Annotated in this window: 11 protein-coding genes; 8 read left to right on the top strand and 3 right to left on the bottom strand. The window is 70.7% G+C overall.

The window, feature by feature from the left end:
• Nucleotides 1-34: 34 nt before the first annotated feature.
• The 6 genes from ACIA8F_RS11085 (at nucleotide 35) to ACIA8F_RS11060 (ending at nucleotide 10,748) form a co-directional block, all read left to right on the top strand.
• Nucleotides 35-4,327 (top strand): discoidin domain-containing protein, encoded by a 4,293-nt coding sequence (locus ACIA8F_RS11085; RefSeq protein ID WP_399378002.1) that lies wholly within the window; start codon nucleotides 35-37, stop codon nucleotides 4,325-4,327.
• A 182-nt stretch (nucleotides 4,328-4,509) separates the two neighbouring features.
• The gene (locus ACIA8F_RS11080; protein ID WP_399378001.1) at nucleotides 4,510-5,529 is read left to right on the top strand and encodes a LacI family DNA-binding transcriptional regulator; all 1,020 of its coding nucleotides are present in this window, start codon (nucleotides 4,510-4,512) and stop codon (nucleotides 5,527-5,529) included.
• A 234-nt stretch (nucleotides 5,530-5,763) separates the two neighbouring features.
• On the top strand, nucleotides 5,764-7,164 hold the full coding sequence (locus ACIA8F_RS11075; protein ID WP_399378000.1) for an ABC transporter substrate-binding protein: 1,401 nt from the start codon (nucleotides 5,764-5,766) through the stop codon (nucleotides 7,162-7,164).
• 110 nt (nucleotides 7,165-7,274) lie between these two features.
• The gene (locus tag ACIA8F_RS11070; protein WP_327304170.1) at nucleotides 7,275-8,183 is read left to right on the top strand and encodes a sugar ABC transporter permease; all 909 of its coding nucleotides are present in this window, start codon (nucleotides 7,275-7,277) and stop codon (nucleotides 8,181-8,183) included.
• Nucleotides 8,184-8,198: 15 nt separating this feature from the next.
• Nucleotides 8,199-9,074, top strand: a complete 876-nt coding sequence (locus ACIA8F_RS11065) for a carbohydrate ABC transporter permease (protein ID WP_399377999.1) — start codon at nucleotides 8,199-8,201, stop codon at nucleotides 9,072-9,074.
• 66 nt (nucleotides 9,075-9,140) lie between these two features.
• Complete coding sequence (locus ACIA8F_RS11060; protein WP_399377998.1) at nucleotides 9,141-10,748, top strand: glycoside hydrolase family 13 protein; 1,608 nt, start codon at nucleotides 9,141-9,143, stop codon at nucleotides 10,746-10,748.
• A 70-nt stretch (nucleotides 10,749-10,818) separates the two neighbouring features.
• Here the strand turns inward: ACIA8F_RS11060 and ACIA8F_RS11055 are convergent, their stop codons facing one another.
• Complete coding sequence (locus ACIA8F_RS11055; RefSeq protein WP_399377997.1) at nucleotides 10,819-12,144, bottom strand: citrate/2-methylcitrate synthase; 1,326 nt, start codon at nucleotides 12,142-12,144, stop codon at nucleotides 10,819-10,821.
• Between the two features lie 55 nt (nucleotides 12,145-12,199).
• On the opposite strand from ACIA8F_RS11055, the gene ACIA8F_RS11050 reads away from it, so the two are divergent.
• Both ACIA8F_RS11050 and ACIA8F_RS11045 read left to right on the top strand, forming a co-directional pair.
• The gene (locus ACIA8F_RS11050; RefSeq protein WP_399377996.1) at nucleotides 12,200-13,375 is read left to right on the top strand and encodes a citrate synthase; all 1,176 of its coding nucleotides are present in this window, start codon (nucleotides 12,200-12,202) and stop codon (nucleotides 13,373-13,375) included.
• A 20-nt stretch (nucleotides 13,376-13,395) separates the two neighbouring features.
• Nucleotides 13,396-14,490 (top strand): CobW family GTP-binding protein, encoded by a 1,095-nt coding sequence (locus tag ACIA8F_RS11045; protein ID WP_399377995.1) that lies wholly within the window; start codon nucleotides 13,396-13,398, stop codon nucleotides 14,488-14,490.
• An 18-nt stretch (nucleotides 14,491-14,508) separates the two neighbouring features.
• On the opposite strand, the gene ACIA8F_RS11040 is transcribed toward ACIA8F_RS11045, so the two are convergent.
• Both ACIA8F_RS11040 and ACIA8F_RS11035 read right to left on the bottom strand, forming a co-directional pair.
• Nucleotides 14,509-16,569, bottom strand: coding sequence for a restriction endonuclease (locus tag ACIA8F_RS11040; protein ID WP_399377994.1), 2,061 nt, complete (start codon nucleotides 16,567-16,569; stop codon nucleotides 14,509-14,511).
• A 115-nt stretch (nucleotides 16,570-16,684) separates the two neighbouring features.
• Nucleotides 16,685-19,141 (bottom strand): DNA topoisomerase (ATP-hydrolyzing) subunit A, encoded by a 2,457-nt coding sequence (locus ACIA8F_RS11035; RefSeq protein ID WP_399377992.1) that lies wholly within the window; start codon nucleotides 19,139-19,141, stop codon nucleotides 16,685-16,687.
• Nucleotides 19,142-19,223 lie beyond the last annotated feature (82 nt).

Genomic DNA, 19,223 nt, shown 5'->3' with positions numbered 1-19,223 from the left:
GGTTCAGAAAGTTCATGTCGAGGGACGAGGACATATGAGAAGGCACAACTGGAGATGGCGGACCCTGGCCGCCTTGATCAGCACGGCCCTGCTGATGCTGGGCTGGCCCGCTCTGACCGCCGTGGCCGCCGGCGGACCGAGCGTCTCGGCGGGCAGGCCCGCCACGGCGAGCAGTACCAACGGCGCCTACGCGCCCGGCAACGTCACCGACGGCAACCAGTCCTCGTACTGGGAGAGCGCCGGCAGCACCTTCCCGCAATGGGTGCAGACCGACCTCGGAGCCACCACCCGGGTCGACCAGGTGGTGCTCAAGCTCCCCGCCTCCTGGGAGAGCCGCAACCAGACCCTGTCCGTGCAGGGCAGCGCCGACGGCACCAGCTTCAGCACCCTGGTGAGCTCGGCGACCTACACCTTCGGCCAGGGCGCCGGAAACGTGGTCACCATCGGCTTCCCGGCCACCCAGGCCCGGTACGTGCGGATCGACATCACCGCCAACACCGGCTGGCAGGCCGCCCAGCTCTCCGAGCTGGAGGTCCGCGCCCCCGGTGACTCCGGGACCAACCTGGCCCTCGGCAAGACGCTGACCGCGAGCAGCAACACCCAGGTCTACGTGCCGGGCAACGCCAACGACGGCAACACCGCCAGCTACTGGGAGAGCGTCAACAACGCCCTGCCCCAGTGGCTCCAGGCCGACCTGGGCTCCTCCGTCCGCGTGGACCGCGTGGTCCTGAAGCTCCCCGAGAACTGGGGCGCCCGCACCCAGACCCTCAAGATCCAGAGCAGCGCGAACGGCACGGACTACCTCGACCTGACCGCGTCCAAGGCCTACGACTTCAACACCGCCGGCGCGAACACGGTGAGCATCACCTTCGACGCCACCACCACCCGCTACGTGCGGGTGTGGATAGCGTCCAACTCCGTACAGCCCGGCGGGCAGCTCTCCGAGCTGGAGATCTACGGCCCGACGACGGGTGACACCCAGCCCCCGACCGCCCCGACGGCGCTCGCCTACACCGAGCCCGCGACGGGCCAGATCAAGCTCACCTGGAACGCCGCCACCGACAACACGGGCGTCACCGGGTACGAGATCTACGCCAACAACCAGCTGCGCACCAGCGTCGCGGGCAACGTCACCACCTACACCGACACCCAGCCGGCCTCCGCGAGCGTGACCTACTTCGTCCGGGCCAAGGACGCGGCCGGCAACCAGTCGGGCAACAGCAACAGCGTCACCCGCGCCGGCGACACCGGTGACACCCAGGCGCCGACCGCCCCGGGTTCCCTGGCCTTCACCGAGCCGGCCGCCGGCCAGATCAAGCTCACCTGGCAGGCCTCGACCGACAACGTCGGCGTCACCGGCTACGAGGTCTTCGCCAACAACGTGCTGCTCACCACGGTCGCGGGCAGCGCCACCGGCTACACCGACACCCAGCCGGCCACCGCCACCGTGAGCTACTTCGTCCGGGCCAAGGACGCGGCGGGCAACCGCTCCGGCGACAGCAACTCCGTGACGCGCAACGGCAGCGGCGGCACCGGCGGCTCCAACCTGGCCGTCGGCAAGCCCATCGAGGCCTCCTCCGTGATCCACACCTTCGTCGCGGAGAACGCCAACGACAACAGCACCTCCACCTACTGGGAAGGGGCCGGCGGCGCCTACCCGAGCACCCTGACCGTCAAGCTCGGCGCCAACGCCGACCTCGACCGCCTGGTCCTCAAGCTCAACCCGGACAGCAGCTGGGGCACCCGCACCCAGAACATCCAGGTGCTCGGCCGCGAGCAGAGCGCCTCCGGCGTCACCGGCCTGGTGGCCGCCAAGGACTACGTCTTCAATCCGGCCTCCGGCTCCAACACGGTCACCATCCCGCTGACCGCCCGCGTCGCCGACGTGCAGCTGCGCTTCACCTCCAACACCGGTTCCTCCAACGGCCAGATCGCCGAGTTCCAGGTCTTCGGCGTCGCGGCGCCCAACCCGGACCTCCAGGTCACCGCGGTGAGCGCCAGCCCGGCCGCCCCGGTGGAGTCGGACTCCGTCACCCTGTCGGCCACCGTCAAGAACACCGGCCCGGCTCCGGCCCCGGCGACCTCCGTCTCCTTCCAGCTCGGCGGTTCGAAGATCGCCTCCGCCAACGTGCCCGCGCTGGCCTCAGGCGCCTCGGCCACCGTCACGGCCGGCATCGGCCCGCGCGACGCGGGCAGCTACCCGCTGAGCGCGATCGTCGACGAGGCGAACACCGTCGTCGAGCAGAACGACACCAACAACAGCCTCACCGGCTCCCCGCTGGTGGTCCGCCCGGTCGACAGCTCGGACCTGGTGGCCTCCTCCGTCGGGTGGTCGCCGGGCGCACCGTCCGCCGGCCAGTCCGTGAACTTCTCCGTCACGGTCAAGAACCAGGGCACCGTGGCCGCGGCCGCGGGCACCCACAACGTCACCCTCACGCTCCAGGACGCGGGCGGCGCCACCATCCGTACGCTGACCGGATCCTTCAGCGGCGCCCTCGCGGCGGGTGCCTCCTCCGCACCGATCGCGCTCGGCAACTGGACGGCGGCCAACGGCAAGTACACCGTCAAGGTGGTCCTCGCCGACGACGCCAACGAACTGCCGGTCAAGCGCGTCAACAACACCTCCACCAAGTCCTTCTTCGTCGGCCGCGGGGCGAACATGCCCTTCGACACCTACGAGGCGGAGGACGGGGTGGTCGGCGGCGGAGCCAATGTCGTCGGGCCCAACCGGACCGTCGGCGACATCGCCGGCGAGGCCTCGGGCCGCAAGGCCGTGAACCTGGACGCGACGGGCGAGTACGTCGAGTTCACCACCCGGGCCGCGACCAACACCCTGGTCACCCGCTTCTCCATCCCGGACGCCCCGGGCGGCGGCGGCATCGACTCCACCATCAACGTCTACGTCAACGGCGTCCTCAAGAAGGCAATGCCGCTGACCTCGAAGTACGCCTGGCTCTACGGGGCCGAGGCCGGTCCGGGCAACGCCCCCAGCGCTGGAGCCCCGCGGCACATCTACGACGAGGCCAACATCCTCCTCGGCGAGACCGTCCCCGCGGGCAGCAAGATCCGCCTGCAGAAGGACCAGGCGAACACCACCACCTACGCGATCGACTTCGTGAGCCTGGAACAGGCCACGGTGATCCCCAACCCCGATCCGGCCACCTACACGGTGCCCGCCGGCTTCTCCCACCAGGACGTGCAGAACGCCCTGGACAAGGTCCGCATGGACACCACGGGCAAGCTCGTGGGCGTCTACCTGCCGCCGGGCGACTACGACACGGCGAGCAAGTTCCAGGTGTACGGAAAGGCCGTGCAGGTCGTCGGCGCCGGACCGTGGTTCACCCGCTTCCACGCCCCGTCCTCGCAGGACAACACCGACAACGGCTGGCGTGCGGAGGGCACCGCGAAGGGCTCGTCCTTCACGGGCTTCGCCTACTTCGGCAACTACACCTCGCGCATCGACGGTCCCGGCAAGGTCTTCGACTTCGCCAACGTGACCGACATGACCATCGACAACGTCTGGAACGAACACCAGGTGTGCCTCTACTGGGGCGCCAACACCGACCGGATCACGATCAAGAACTCGCGGATCCGGGACACCTTCGCCGACGGCATCAACATGACCAACGGCAGCACGGACAACCTCGTGGCCAACATCGAGGCGCGTTCCACGGGTGACGACAGCTTCGCGCTGTTCTCCGCCATCGACGCGGGCGGCGCGGACATGAAGAACAACGTCTACGAGAACCTGAGCGCCATCCTGACCTGGCGCGCGGCCGGTGTCGCCGTCTACGGCGGCTTCAACAACACCTTCCGCAACATCTACATCGCCGACACCCTCGTCTACTCGGGCATCACCATCAGCTCGCTGGACTTCGGGTATCCGATGAACGGATTCGGGACCGACCCGACGCTCTTCGAGAACATCTCGATCGTCCGGGCCGGAGGCCATTTCTGGGGGGCGCAGACCTTCCCCGGAATCTGGATCTTCTCGGCTTCCAAGGTGTTCCAGGGAATCCGCATCAACAACGTGGACATCGTCGATCCGACCTACAGCGGAATCATGTTCCAGACGCAGTACGTCGGTGGCCAGCCGGTCAATCCCATCAAGGACACCATCCTGAAGGACATCACCATCACGGGGGCGAAGAAGAGCGGTGACGCCTTCGACGCCAAGTCCGGGTTCGGTCTCTGGGCGAACGAGATGCCCGAGGCGGGACAAGGGCCGGCGGTGGGTGAGGTCACCATCCAGAACCTGCGGATGAGCGACAACGCCGTGGACGTGCGCAACACGACCTCGACGTTCAGGATCAACCAGCTGCCGTAGCGGGCGGCCGGCACAGCGGATCGAGGGCGGCGGGGCATCCCTTCGGGGTGCCCCGCCGCTCCCACCCCTGGGCTCCACCGGGGTTGGTGGGACACGGGGGGTTCCGCGCCGGTTTCCGATGGGCCAAACTGGCCGTAATCGAACTGCAAGGAACTTGCATTGTTTGCGCTACTCTTGCGTTCATGACGCGACGACTTGCTCAAGTGGCGAAGAAGGTGGGGGTCAGCGAGGCAACGGTCAGCCGGGTGCTCAACGGCAAGCCGGGCGTCTCGGAGGCGACCCGCCAGTCCGTGCTCACCGCCCTGGACGTCCTCGGCTACGAGCGCCCCACCCAGCTGCGCGGCGAACGGGCCCGGCTGGTCGGCCTGGTCCTGCCGGAACTCCAGAACCCGATCTTCCCGGCCTTCGCCGAGGTGATCGGCGGCGCGCTGGCCCAGCAGGGGCTGACGCCGGTGCTCTGCACGCAGACCACCGGCGGGGTCTCCGAGGCCGACTACGTCGAGCTCCTGCTCCAGCAGCAGGTGTCCGGCGTCGTCTTCGCCGGCGGGCTCTTCGCGCAGGCCGACGCCCCGCACGAGCACTACCGGCTGCTCCACGACCGCAAGGTCCCGGTGGTGCTCATCAACGCCTCGATAGAGGACCTCGGCTTCCCGTGCGTCTCCTGCGACGACGCCGTCGCGGTCGAACAGGCCTGGCGCCACTTGGCCTCCCTCGGTCACGAGCGCATCGGGCTGGTGCTGGGCCCGCCCGACCACATCCCCTCCCTGCGCAAGCTGGTGGCCGCCCAGGCGGTCGCCGCGGCGGCCGGAACCGAGCTGCCCGCCGCGCACGTGGAGCGCGCGCTGTTCTCCCTGGAGGGCGGCCACGCGGCCACGTCGAGGCTGCTGGACCGCGGGGTGACCGGCATCATCTGCGCGAGCGACCCGCTGGCCCTGGGGGCCATCCGGGCGGCCCGCCGGCGCGGGCTGGACGTGCCCGGCCAGGTCTCCGTCGTCGGGTACGACGACTCGGCCTTCATGAACTGCACCGAACCCCCGCTGACCACCGTCCGGCAGCCCATCGAGGCCATGGGCAGGGCGGCCGTGGAGCTGCTCACCGCGCAGATCCAGGGGGCCGCCGTACAGCCCGGAGAGCTGCTCTTCGAGCCCGAACTCGTCGTGCGGGGCTCCACCGCGCAGGCCCCGCGCCCCCGTCCGGAGTAACGCCCCGCCGGGCTGCACCGAGTCCGGCCCCCGCCCTCAGGGCCCCGAAACGTCCCGCTGACGTTTCGGGGCCCTGTTTTGCGTTCGCCCCTCGCAGTGCCCGGCGCTTCGCTGCCAATGTCTTGCGAAATCTGCGCGAGATATTGCGTTCATCTGTCGGTGGTGGTTGAGTGTGCCGCGCTCGCCTCCTTACACGCCCCACGCCTCCTGCTCGATGCTCGAAGGGGACCACCGATGAGAACCAACATCCGCCGCACCACCGCGACCGCCCTCGTGTCGGCGCTCGCCCTCACCGCCCTCGCGGCCTGCGGCACGAGCAGCAACGGAGACGACCCCAAGGAGCAGCCGTCCGGCGGTTCCTCGGACGTCTCCGCGCCGCTCGACCCCAAGACCAAGGTCACCATCTCCATGGACTGCATGCCGCCCGCCGCGAAGAAGGCGGAGCTCAAGCAGTGGAAGGAGGACGTGGCGGAGTTCAACAAGACCTACCCGAACGTCACGATCGACGGCCGCTCCACCCCCGGCCAGTGCCTGGAGCCCCCGCGGTTCACCGCGATGCTCAAGGCCAAGTCGCAGCCGGACGTCTTCTACGCCTACTTCACGGACCTCAAGCAGGTGCTGGACAACGACGGTGCCGAGGACATCTCCGCGTACGTCACGGCCAAGACGGTTCCGGGCATCGACGACATCGACAAGAACGTCGTCAACACCCTCAAGCAGGACGGCAAGCTCTACGGGCTGCCCACCAGCAACTACACGATGGGCCTGCTGATCAACCGCAAGCTCTTCACGCAGGCGGGCCTCAACCCCGACCAGCCCCCGCGCACCTGGGACGAGGTCCGCGCGGCCGCCAAGAAGATCGCGGCGCTCGGCAACGGCACCGCCGGCTACGGCGAGTACAGCGTCGACAACACCGGCGGCTGGCACTTCACGGCGGCCATGTACGGCATGGGCGGCGACGTCGTCGGAGCCGACGGCAAGGCGGCCTTCAACAACGCGACCGGCAAGCAGGTCGTCGACAACCTCAAGGCCATGCGCTGGGAAGACGACAGCATGGGCAAGACCCAGCTGCTCAAGTGGGGCGACCTGCAGAAGCAGATGGCCTCGGACAAGCTCGGCATGTTCCTCGCCGCGCCCGACGACATCACCTACATGGTCCAGCAGCTCGCCGGCAAGTACGAGAACTTCGGCATGGGCCCCATTCCCGGCGGCGCCGCGACGCTGGCCGGCGGCAACGGCTACATGATCAAGAAGGGCAGCTCGCCGGACAAGATCAAGGCGGCCATCGCCTGGCTCAACTTCAAGACGCTTTCGGTCGGCAAGGGGCAGTTCCAGTACGACCGTTCCAAGACCGACGGCCTGCCGGTCGGGCTTCCGCAGCCCGCCTTCTTCACCGGTGCCAGCAAGGCCAAGGACGACGAGCTGAAGGCCGCCAGCGCCACCATGCCGGTCGTCAACTTCAAGCCCTTCCTGGACAGCCCGGTGGCCGGCAAGGCCGAGCCGGCGAAGGCCCAGGAGGTCTACAAGGTCCTCGACAAGGTGATGTCGGGGGTCCTGACGAACAAGGACGCCGACTCGGCGCAGCTCCTCGCGGAGGCCGAGAAGGCCGTCAACCAGGTGCTGGCCAACCAGTAGCGGCACCGGCCGGGGGAGGTCCGGGCGGCCTCCCCGGCCCGGACCCGCCCGCAGGCCCCGTACCCCCGCACACCGATGGCGACGACCCACCCACCAAGGAGCGAGCGGCGATGTCGGCTCCCACCCTGCCCGGTACCTCTCGTGAGGAATTCCTCCGGGCGTTCAAGCGGAACCTTTCGGCGCACGGCTTTCTGATCGGCGCCGTCCTCTGCTTCTCCTTCTTCTCCTGGTACCCGATGGTCCGGGAGTTCCTGCTGGCCTTCCAGAAGACCGAGGGCGGAGCCGTCCACTGGGTCGGCTGGGACAATTTCCGCTACGTCTTCAACGACCCGACGTTCTGGCAGGCCTGGCGCAACACCCTCCTCTTCAGCGGGCTCGCGCTGGTACTCGGCTTCGCCGTCCCGTTCGTGGTCTCGATCGTGCTCAACGAATTCCGGCACGCCCAGGGTTACTTGCGCCTGCTGGTCTACCTCCCGGTGATGATGCCGCCGGTCGCCTCGATCCTGCTCTTCAAGTACTTTTACGACCCCGGTTACGGGGTCTTCAACAGGATTCTGGAATTCCTGCACCTGCCGGCGCAAGACTGGCTGCAATCCACCGATACCGCGATGCTCTCCGTCGTCATCGCTTCCACCTGGATGAACATGGGCGGCGCGACCCTGATCTACCTCGCGGCCCTCCAGGGCATCCCCGGGGAGCTCTACGAAGCGGCGGAGCTCGACGGAGCCGGGGTGCTGCGCAAGATCTGGTACGTCACGATCCCGCAGACCAAGCTCATCCTCTCGCTGATGCTGCTCATGCAGATCATCGCGACGATGCAGGTGTTCGTCGAGCCGTTCATGCTCACGGGCGGCGCCGGCCCCGAGGGATCGACGACCACGGTCGTCGTCCTCATCTACCAGTACGCCTTCAGTTTCAACCAGTACGGCGGCGCCGCGGCCCTGGGCCTGTGCCTGCTCGTCCTGCTCGCCGGCTTCTCCGCCGTGTACGTCCGGCTGAGCCGCGACAACGAGAACTGACGGGAGCACCCTCACATGTCAGAGCGCACGCTCATATCACCGGCCCAGCTCGGCCGCCCCCGGGGCAAGGCCGTCTACTGGACCGTCCTGGCCCTGGTGGTCATCGGCTTCACGGTCGTCTTCCTCGGGCCCCTCTACTGGATGGTCGTCAACGGCCTCAAGAGCACCGCGGAGTTCACCCAGGTCCCGCCGACCGTGGTGCCGGACTCCCTGCACCCCGAGAACTACTCGGCGGCCTGGAAGGTCATGGACCTCGCCAAGCTGCTGTTCAACACCCTCTACTACGCGTTCGGCGCCCTGGTCTTCCAGCTCGTCCTCGACGTGGCCGCCGCCTACTCGCTGTCCAAGCTCCGACCCGTCTTCGGCAAGGCCGTCCTCGGCATGATGCTGGCGACGCTGATGATCCCGGCCACCGTCCTCGTCGTACCGCAGTACCTCACGGTCCTGGACATGCCGCTGATCCAGCGGAACCTGCTCAACACGCCCTGGGTGATCTGGCTGCCCTCGGTGACGAACGCCTTCAACATCTTCCTTCTGAAACGGTTCTTCGACTCCATCCCCGGCGAGATCCTCGATGCCGCCTCCATCGACGGAGCCTCCTCCCTGCGCACCCTGCGCTCCGTGGTCCTGCCGATGTCCCGGCCGATCCTCGGCGTCGTGTCGATCTTCGCCATCGTCGGGGTCTGGAAAGACTTCCTCTGGCCCATGCTCACCCTCCCCGACCCGGCCCTGCAGACGCTCAACGTCGGCATCTACTCGCTCTCCAGGGGAGTGCCCGAGAACCATCTCGTCGCCGCACTCGCGATGGCCTCGGCGCCCACGCTCATCATCTTCCTGATCTTCCAGCGCAACATCATGAGCGGCCTGACGGCAGGCTCCCTCAAGGGGTGAGCACCACCCCGCACCGCCGCCGTGCCCGGTCGCCCCCTGAAAAGAACGCCGTGAAAGGACCCCTCCGTGGCTGACTTTCCCCTGCCCGAAAACGCCGCCGACTGGTGGCGCTCGGCCGCCATCTACCAGGTGTACGTAAGGAGCTTCGCCGACGGCGACGGGGACGGCACCGGTGACCTCGTGGGCGTCCGGGCCCGCCTCCCCTACCTCGCCGAACTGGGCGTCGACGCCCTGTGGTTCACCCCCTGGTACCTCTCCCCGCTCGCCGACGGCGGCTACGACGTCGCCGACTACCGCACCATCGACCCCGCCTTCGGCACCCTCGCCGAGGCCGAGAAGCTCATCGCCGAGGCCCGTGAACTGGGCATCCGCACCATTGTCGACATCGTCCCGAACCACGTGTCCGACCAGCACGCATGGTTCAAGGCCGCCCTCGCCGCCGGCCCCGGCAGCCCCGAGCGGGAGCTCTTCCACTTCCGCCCCGGCCGCGGGGAGAACGGCGAACTGCCCCCGGGGGACTGGCCCTCGCAGTTCAACGGGGCCGCCACCTGGACGCAGGTACCGGACGGGGAGTGGTACCTGCACCTCTTCACCCCCGAGCAGCCCGACCTCAACTGGGACCACCCCGCCGTCCGCAGGGAGCACGAGGAGGTCCTGCGCTTCTGGTTCGAGCGCGGGGTGTCGGGCGTACGGATCGACTCAGCGGCCCTGCTCGCCAAGGACCCGGCCCTGCCCGACCTGGCCGGCCGCTCGCCCGAACCCTGGCCCGGCGAGGTCCACCCGTACATCGACCGCGACGACCTGCACACCATCTACCGCTCCTGGCGGGCCATCGCCGACGAGTACGGGGCCATCTTCGTCGGCGAGGTCTGGCTGCCGGACTCCGAGCGGTTCGCCCGCTACCTGCGCCCCGACGAGCTGCACACCGCCTTCAACTTCTCCTTCCTCAGCTGCCCCTGGGACGCCGGCCGGCTGCGCACCTCCATCGAGGAGACCCTCGCCGAGCACGCTCCCGTCGGAGCCCCCGCCACCTGGGTGCTGTGCAACCACGACGTGACCCGTACGGTCACCCGCTACGGGCGCGCCGACACCGGCTTCGACTTCGCCACCAAGGCCTTCGGGACCCCCGCCGACCTGGCGCTCGGCACCCGGCGGGCTCGCGCCGCCGCGCTGCTCACCCTCGCCCTCCCCGGCGCCGTCTACGTCTACCAGGGCGAGGAACTGGGGCTTCCCGAGGCCGAGATCCCGCTCGGCCGCATCCAGGACCCCATGCACTTCCGCTCCGGCGGCACCGACCCCGGCCGGGACGGGTGCAGGGTGCCGCTGCCGTGGACCGCGGAACCGTGGAACGAGCCCTGGCTGCCCCAGCCCGCGGACTGGCCGGCCTACGCCGCGGACCGCCAGGCCGGGGATCCGGACTCGATGCTCACCCTCTACCGGACGGCCCTGGGCCTGCGCCGCGCCGCCGGCGGGTTCGGCGGCGGATCGCTGGAGTGGCTGACCGCCCCGCCCGGGGTGCTCGCCTTCCGCCGCCCCGACGGGCTGGTCTGCGTGGCCAACCTGTCTCCCGAGCCGGTCGCGCTCCCGGCCCACACGAGCCTCCTGCTGAGCAGTTCCGCCCTGGATGCGGAGGGGCTGCTCGGGCAGGACACGGCGGTCTGGCTGCGGACCTGACGCCGCAGCCGGACCGCCCGTACCGCCGGGATCGCCCGGGCTGCCCGGACCCGCTGGACGTCCCCGCCCGTCACGGCAACGGCTGTGGCGGGCGGGGTCCGTGGTACTGCCCGCTCGGTCGCATCCGCAGCGGGCGCTCCCCGTACTCCTCCAGCGCGTGGGCGATCCACCCGGCCGTACGGGCCACCGCGAAGACGGTCTCCCCGGCCTCCGGGGCCATCCCGCAGGAGACCGTCAGCACCGCCAGCGCCAGGTCCACATTGGGGTGGAGGCCGCGGCCGTGCCGGGCCATCACCCCGGCCACCTCGCGGGCCGCGCCCTGCGCCGGACCGGCCTGCGCCAGCGGCTCCAGCCGTGCGAACAGCGCCGTCGCCCGCGGATCCTCGCCCGCGTACAGCCGGTGCCCGAGCCCGGGCACCCTGCGCCCGGCCCGCAGGTACTCCGCCACCACCGGGGCCGCGCCGCCCCGCTCCAGCACCTCCACCAGCATCCGGTGCGCGAGCCGCCCGGCCGCTCCGTGCAGGGGGCCTTCGAGCGCGCCGAGCCCGGCCGAGACCACCGCGTACGGATGCGCGCGCGCCGACGCGGCCACCCGTACGGCCAGGGTCGAGGCGGCCAGGTCGTGGTCCGTCAGCAGGGCCAGGGCCAGGTCCAGGACGGCCAGCGCGTCCGGATCGGGATCCAGGGCGGAGAGCCGGGGCCACAGCTGCCGGGCGAGGCGGCCGTCCCCGCCCCACTGCGCGGGGCCCACCTCGGGCAGGGCGCCGACCAGGGTGGGGATCAGGGAGCGGGCGGAGCCCAGTACCGACGGGGCGGACAGGTCGAAGCGCAGCGGGTCCGCGACCGCCGCGGCGGCGACGGCCACCCGCAGCCGGTCGATCGGACCGCTGTGCTCGGGCAGCGCGGCGACCGCCCGGCGGGCCGCGGCGAGGGACTCCGGGGGAGCGGTGAAGCGGGCCCCGCGCACCAGGGTGCCCGTCCAGAGCCACTCGGCGACCTCCTCGTAGGGGTGCCGCGAGGCCAGTTCCACGGCGTCCACGCCACGGAAGTAGTACCGGTCGGACTCGATCAGGGTGAGCGCGGTGCGCACCGAGAGCTCCCCGGCGGAGGCGGTGGAAGCGGAGGGCCCCGCCGCCTCGCGCCGGCTGCGCAGGGCCAGGGCCTCCACCTCGCGGGCGTCGAAACTGCTGGAGCGTCCGACCGGATCGCGACGGCTCGTGAGCTGGCCGCGGCTGACGTACGCGTACACGGTCGCGGGCTTCACGCCCAGCAGCCGGGCCGCTTCCCGGGTGCCGATCCTTCGCTCACCGGGCTCAAGGGCCTCACCGGGCTCAAGGGCCTCGCCGGTCTCAAGGGCCTCACCGGACCCGCCGGGCTCACCGTTCCTGCCGTTCATGACGCACACCCTACATATATTGATCCAATCAATATTTACAGTGATTGAGTCCATCATGGATGGTCGATCCATGAACACCACCGTCGCACCCGCCGAAAGCCCCCGCGGACTCGCGGGCGTCGTGGTCACCGACACGCAGCTCGGTGACGTCCGAGGCCGTGAGGGCTTCTACCACTACCGCCAGTACTCGGCCGTCGAGCTCGCCGGGAGCCGCACCTTCGAGGACGTGTGGCACCTGATGTTCCGCGGCGCGCTCCCGGCCGGCGCCGCCGAACGGGCCGCCTTCACCGCCGAGACCGTCCCGCTGCGCCGGCTCCCCGCCGAGGTGCGGGACGCCCTGCCCGCCCTGGCCCGCGCCACCGCCCTGTCCGGCCCGCTCGCGGGGCTGCGCACGGCGCTCTCGCTGCTCGGCGCCTCCGCCGGCTTCCGCCCGGTCTACGACCTGACCCCCGAGCGCCGGGCCGCCGACGCGCTGGCCGCCTGCGCCGCCGTACCGACCCTGCTCACCGCCCTGTACCGGCTGGGCCAGGGGCTGGAGCCGGTGGAACCGCGGGACGACCTCCCGTACGCGGCCAACTACCTCTACATGCTGACCGGGCGGGAACCCGAGCCGGTCCGGGTCCGCGCCGTCGAGCAGTACCTGATCTCCACGATCGACCACGGTTTCAACGCCTCCACCTTCACCGCCCGCGTGATCGCCTCCACCGGAGCCGACGTCGCGGCCTGCCTCACCGGGGCGATCGGCGCGCTCTCCGGCCCGCTGCACGGCGGCGCCCCCAGCCGGGCCCTGGACACCCTCGACGCCATCGGCACGGCGGACCGGATCGATCCGTGGATCCGCGAACGGGTCCTCGCGGGCGACCGGATCATGGGCTTCGGACACCCCGTCTACCGCACCGAGGACCCGCGCTCGCGGATGCTGCGCGAGATCGCCCTGCAGTTCGGCGGCCCGCTCGTGGACTTCGCCGTGGAGGTCGAACGGCACGTCGAGGAGATCCTCGCCGAGCTCAAGCCGGGCCGGGAACTGCACACCAACGTGGAGTTCTACGCGGGCGTGGTCATGGAGCTGTGCGGGCTGCCGCGCGAGATGTTCACGCCGACCTTCTGCGCGGCCCGCGTGGTCGGCTGGAGCGCCAACGTCCTGGAACAGGCCGCCGACTCGAAGATCATCCGCCCGGCGGCCCGCTACACCGGCCCCACCCCGCCCCGGCCGGTCCCCGCCCTCGGCTGACGCTGGCTACGATCGACCGGGTGAACAGCATCCCCGTCATCGTCCTCGCCGGATTCCTCGGATCCGGCAAGACGACCGTCCTCAACCACCTCCTCGGCAACCGCGGCGGCACCCGCATCGGGGTCGTCGTCAACGACTTCGGCTCCATCGAGGTCGACGCGATGTCGGTGGCCGGCCAGGTCGGGGACTCGATGGTCTCCCTCGGCGGCGGCTGCCTGTGCTGCGCCGTGGACGGCAGCGAGCTGGACGCGTACCTGGAGAAGCTCGCCGACCCCGTCCACCGCATCGACGTGATCGTCATCGAGGCGAGCGGGCTGGCGGAGCCGCAGGAGATGGTCCGGATGCTCGTCGCCAACGAGAACCCGGCCGTCCGCTACGGCGGCATGGTGCAGATCGTCGACGCGGCGGAGTTCGACGCGACCCGGGCCAGGCACCCCGAGACCGACCGGCACCTGGCCGTCGCCGACCTGGTGGTCCTCAACAAGACCGACCGGACCGACGCCGCCGAACGCCGCCGGATCGAGGCCGCGCTCGCCGGGCTCTGCGCCCCGGGCATCCCGGTCGTCGGCGCGGACCACGGGCGGATCGACCCCGAGCTGCTCTTCGACCGCCGTCCGTGGACCGAGACGCGCGGCCAGCTGTCCTTCGAGGACCTGCTGTCCGAGGCCGGGGACCACACCCACGACGGCGATCACACCGGGCACGTGCACGCCGCCTACGCGAGCACGGAGTTCGTGTCCGAGCAGGCCCTCGGCCCGCGCCGGTTCATCGAGTTCCTCGACCGCCGGCCGGCCGGGCTCTACCGGATCAAGGGCTCCGTCTACTTCGGCGTCCCCGGCCACGAGGAACGCTACGAGGTCCACGCGGTCGGCCGCTTCCTCCGCTTCGCCCCGCACCCCTGGGGCCGGGGCGAACCGCGCCGGACGCAGCTCGTCCTGATCGGCTCGGGCACCGACGGCCCCGCCCTGCTCCGCGAGCTGGAGGCCTGCCGCGAACCGGAGCCGTGGCACGGGACCCCGGAGAGCATGTGGGGCGTCCTGCGCTACGTAGACCGGCCGGCGCAGCCGGCTCCGGAGCCGGAGTTCGAGTCGGACGCCGGCCCCGAAGACCTGTAGGATCCGCCCCGCGCGGAGTCAGGAGACCTCGACGCCGAAGTCGCCGAGGAGGGGTGCCAGGCCCCCCGGGTAGCCCTTGCCGCCGACGACGAAGTCCCAGTCGCCGCCCGGGCGGCGCCGGAAGGAACCGAGGACCAGGGCGGTTTCGCCGGCCCGGCCGTCGGAGACCTCCAACTGGCCGAGCTCCCCGTCCCTGGTGTCCAACAGCCGGATCCGGGCATCCGTGAAGCCGGCCAGGTCGGCGTCCGGATTGGCTTCCGGGTCGACCGCCGCGACGATGACCAGCCGGTCGGCCTGCTGCGGCAGCTCCTCGAAGGCGACCAGCAGAGCGGCCTTGTCCGGTGCCGAGTGCGGGTGGGTACGTACCGAACCCTCCGGACTGCCGGGGTTGTTGAAGAACACGAAGTGGTCCTCGCTCAGCACCCGGCCGCCTTCGCAGACCAGCGCGCACACGTCCAGCGCGACCGGACCGGCCCAGGACATGCCGAGCACGTTGTACTCGGCGGGGAGGGGCGGCCCTGCCGTCCGCTGCGCGGGCACGGGGGCCGCCGTGGGGCCCCCGCCGAGGCGTCCGCGCAGTCCGTGCTGGTGCAGCAGGTCCACGAGTACCGCCCCGTCGACCAGTTCCAGGGGCTTGTCCTCGATGAAGGCGTACGAGGTGGGACCGAAGCCCGCGGTGGTGACCAGGACGCCCTTGTTCGCCCCGCGGTCCTGGACCGTTCCGTACAGGTCCCGCACGGCCGTCGGCGGGACCGTGTTCCGGTAGCGCTTGACCTGCACCACGATCCGGCCGCCCCGGATCGGCGTGGGGTCCAGCGCCTCGACGTCCACGCCGCCGTCGCCCGACCGCTGGGTGGTCACCGCCTCCATGCCCATGGCACGGAACAGTTCGGCCACCAGGTTCTCGAAGGCGATCGGGTCCATGGAGAAGAGGTCCGGCTCCTCCGCGTGCCCGCCGTGGCCGACCACCGTGCCGACCTCCTCGGGCCGGCGCCCGGGCCGGACCGCGGTCAGCTGGTCGGGCCGCGCCGACAACTGGCCGCGCAAGCCCTCGACCAGGCAGTCCACCGCACTGACCTGCTCCAGGCGCAGCCCCGAGAAGGCGGAGCGGCCGGCCTGCACGGTGGCGAGGACGAACTGTGCGTCCTGTCCCGTCACCGGATCGTGGGACTCCACGAGGCCGTTCACCACGACCGAGTCCACCACCGAGAACTCGTCCGCCGCGTACACCTCGCGCACCACCAGCAGGAGGCACTGCGCCAGCACGTCCCGGTACAGCCCCCGGCGTTCCGTGGCCGGGCGGGGCTTCACCCGGTACTGGCCCGTGCTCGGCAGGTACTGCACCGACCTGGCTTCGGGCACGACCGCGTAGCCGGGCAGCTCCCAGTCCAGCACCAGCTGGCGCGCGGCCCCGTCGTACGCGGCCGCCACCTGCCTGGGCAGAGCCTCGGGCCAGGCGGTGGAGGCGAAGAGAGCGGCCGAGAAGTACTCCACGACGGCCTCCGGATCGCCGGCCCGCAGCTGCCGGCCCAGCTCGTCGAGCCCGCCGTTGTGCGCCCGGATCCCGGCGATCTGATCCGCCGCCCATACGTCGTACTGCTGCCGGTACGACGCCAGTTGCTGCTGCCGCTGCGCTTCCGCGGAGTGCGCGGCCTGCCAGGCCCGGGTGTACCGGGCGTGCGCGTCCCGCTCCGCCTGCGCCCGCTGGCCCGAGCCGAGGGTCCACCCGGCGCTCTGCTGCTCGAACTGCTCGATGCGCGGCATCGGTACCGGGTGTGCGAGATGGCCGGGATCGAACGGCTCCGGCCGCTCCGGCCGGATCAGGGTCGACATCCGGAACGCCGGCGTCCGGCACCCCGCGACCAGCAGCCCCTGGAGGGCATCGACTTCGGCGTCGAGCCGTGCGGACCGCCGACGTGCCTCGCCCTCGTGATGCTGCCGTTCGGTCGCCTGCTCCCGCCGGTCGCCCAGCACGGCGGGTACGGGTGCGGGGGGCTCGGGCTCGTACTGCATCTGCTGTGTCCGGCGCTGGGCCTCGGCCCAGTCCCTGATCGATCCGCCCGCCCGAAGACCCGTCACTTCTCTGTCTCCCCGCCCCACCCGCCAGTGCCAAGAGGGAAAACACTAGTCGCCATTCGGGTGGTACGTCCCTAGGACGTACCACCCGAATGAGCGCGTACCGTCTGCGGCGCTCCTACAGCGTCGCCCCCGCCAGCGCCCCGACCACGGCCGGCAGGGCCGTGCCCGAGCCGTCGCGGCGCGGGTCGACGGCCGGCAGCAGGGCCGGGGTGCCGTTCGTCGCCGCCGCGCGGACCGGGGACGTGCCCGCCCAGGCCAGCAGCAGGATGTCCTCGCCCTTCAGGAACCGCTGGCAGCGCACGCCGCCGGTGGCCCGGCCCTTGCGCGGGTACTGGTCGAACGGGGTCAGCTTGCCGGACTGCATCGAGTCGTCCAGCGTCCCGTGCGAGCCCGCCACCGTGAACACCACGGCCTCGCGGGCCGGGTCCACCGCCGAGAAGTGGATCACCTTGGCGCCGTCCGCGAGCTTGATGCCCGCCATGCCGCCCGCGGGGCGGCCCTGCGGGCGGACCTGGCCCGCCGGGTAGCGCAGGAGCTGGGCGTCGTCGGTGATGAAGACCAGGTCCTCCTCGCCCGTGCGCAGCTCGACCGCCCCGATGATCCGGTCACCGTCCTTGAGGGTGATGACCTCCAGCTCGTCCTTGTTGGCCGGATAGTCCGGCACGACCCGCTTGACCACGCCCTGCTCGGTGCCGAGCGCGAGGCCCTGGCCCGACTCGTCCAGCGAGGTCAGGCAGACGACCTTCTCGTCGGCCTCCAGTCCGGAGAGGAACTCCGAGACCGGGGCGCCGCCCGCCAGGTTCGGCGCGGCATGGGTGTCGGGCAGCTGCAGCAGGTCGATCACCGACAGGCGCAGGAGCCGGCCGTACGAGGTGACCACGCCGATGTCCGCCCGTGCGGTCGCCGCGACCTGCGAGACGATCAGGTCGTGCTTGGCGCGCGCTCCGCCCTCCTCCTCGGGAAGCGGATCGGCGTTCGGCGTGCGGGCGAGCAGGCCGGTGGAGGACAGCAGCACCCGGCACGGGGTGTCCTCGACCTCCAGGGGGACCGCCGCGACGGCCGTCCCCGCCGACTCCAGCAGCACCGTACGGCGCTCCGTGCCGAACTTCTTCGACACCGCGGCCAGTTCCGCCGAGACCAGCTTGCGCAGCTCGGAGTCGGAGTCCAGGATCCCGGTCAGCTCGTCGATCTCGCCGGCCAGGCGGTCGCGCTCGGACTCCAGCTCGATCCGGTCGAAGCGGGTCAGCCGGCGCAGCGGGGTGTCCAGGATGTACTGGGTCTGGATCTCGCTCAGGGAGAAGCGCTCCATCAGGCGCTCCTTGGCCTGCGCGGAGTTGTCGCTGTCCCGGATGATCCGGATGACCTCGTCGATGTCGAGCAGGGCCACCAGCAGGCCCTCGACCAGGTGCAGCCGGTCGCGGCGCTTGCCGCGGCGGAACTCGCTGCGCCGGCGGACTACCTCGAAGCGGTGGTCGAGGTAGACCTCCAGCAGCTCCTTGAGGCCCAGCGTCAGCGGCTGGCCGTCGACCAGCGCGACGTTGTTGATGCCGAAGGTCTCCTCCATCGGCGTCAGCTTGTACAGCTGCTCCAGCACGGCCTCCGGGTGGAAGCCGTTCTTGATCTCGATGACCAGGCGCAGGCCGTGCGAGCGGTCCGTGAGGTCCTTGACGTCCGCGATGCCCTGGAGCTTCTTCGAGCCGACCAGGTCCTTGATCTTCGCGATGACCTTCTCGGGGCCGACCGTGAAGGGCAGTTCGGTGACGACCAGGCCCTTGCGGCGCGGGGTCACGTCCTCCAGGGCCACCGTGGCGCGGATCTTGAAGGTGCCGCGGCCGTTCTCGTAGGCGTCCTTGATGCCCGAGAGGCCCACGATCCGGCCGCCGGTGGGCAGGTCGGGACCCGGGACGAAGCGCATCAGCGCGTCCAGGTCCGCCTCCGGGTAGCGGATCAGGTGGCGGGCGGCCGCGATGACCTCGCCGAGGTTGTGCGGGGCCATGTTGGTGGCCATGCCGACCGCGATCCCGGACGCGCCGTTGACCAGCAGGTTCGGGTAGGCGGCCGGGAGGACGACCGGCTCGCGCTCCTGGCCGTCGTAGTTCGCGGCGAAGTCGACGGTGTTCTCGTCGATCCCGTCCGTCATCAGCGAGGCGGCGTCGGCCATCTTCGACTCGGTGTACCGCATCGCGGCCGGCGGGTCGTCGTTGCCGAGCGAGCCGAAGTTGCCGTGGCCGTCGACCAGCGGGAGCCGCATGGAGAAGGGCTGCGCCATGCGCACGAGGGCGTCGTAGATCGACGCGTCTCCGTGCGGGTGCAGCTTGCCCATGACCTCGCCGACGACCCGGGCGCACTTCACGTAGCCGCGGTCGGGGCGCAGGCCCATCTCGTTCATCTGGTAGACGATGCGCCGGTGCACCGGCTTCATGCCGTCGCGGGCGTCGGGCAGGGCGCGGGAGTAGATCACCGAGTACGCGTACTCGAGGAAGGAGCCCTGCATTTCGTCGACGACGTCGATGTCGAGGATCTTCTCCTCGAAATCCTCCGGCGGCGGGGTCTTCGTGCTGCGGCGGGCCATCGCTGCGCGGCTCCTTAACCAAGAATCGGGATGAGCTGAGCTCTCACGGGGTGGGGCGGGTACGGGACGGGGACGGGGCTGG

It is taken from the genome of Streptomyces sp. NPDC051563, assembly GCF_044454225.1.
Taxonomy (GTDB): domain Bacteria; phylum Actinomycetota; class Actinomycetes; order Streptomycetales; family Streptomycetaceae; genus Streptomyces.
This window is presented reverse-complemented; position numbering and strand designations above follow the sequence as displayed.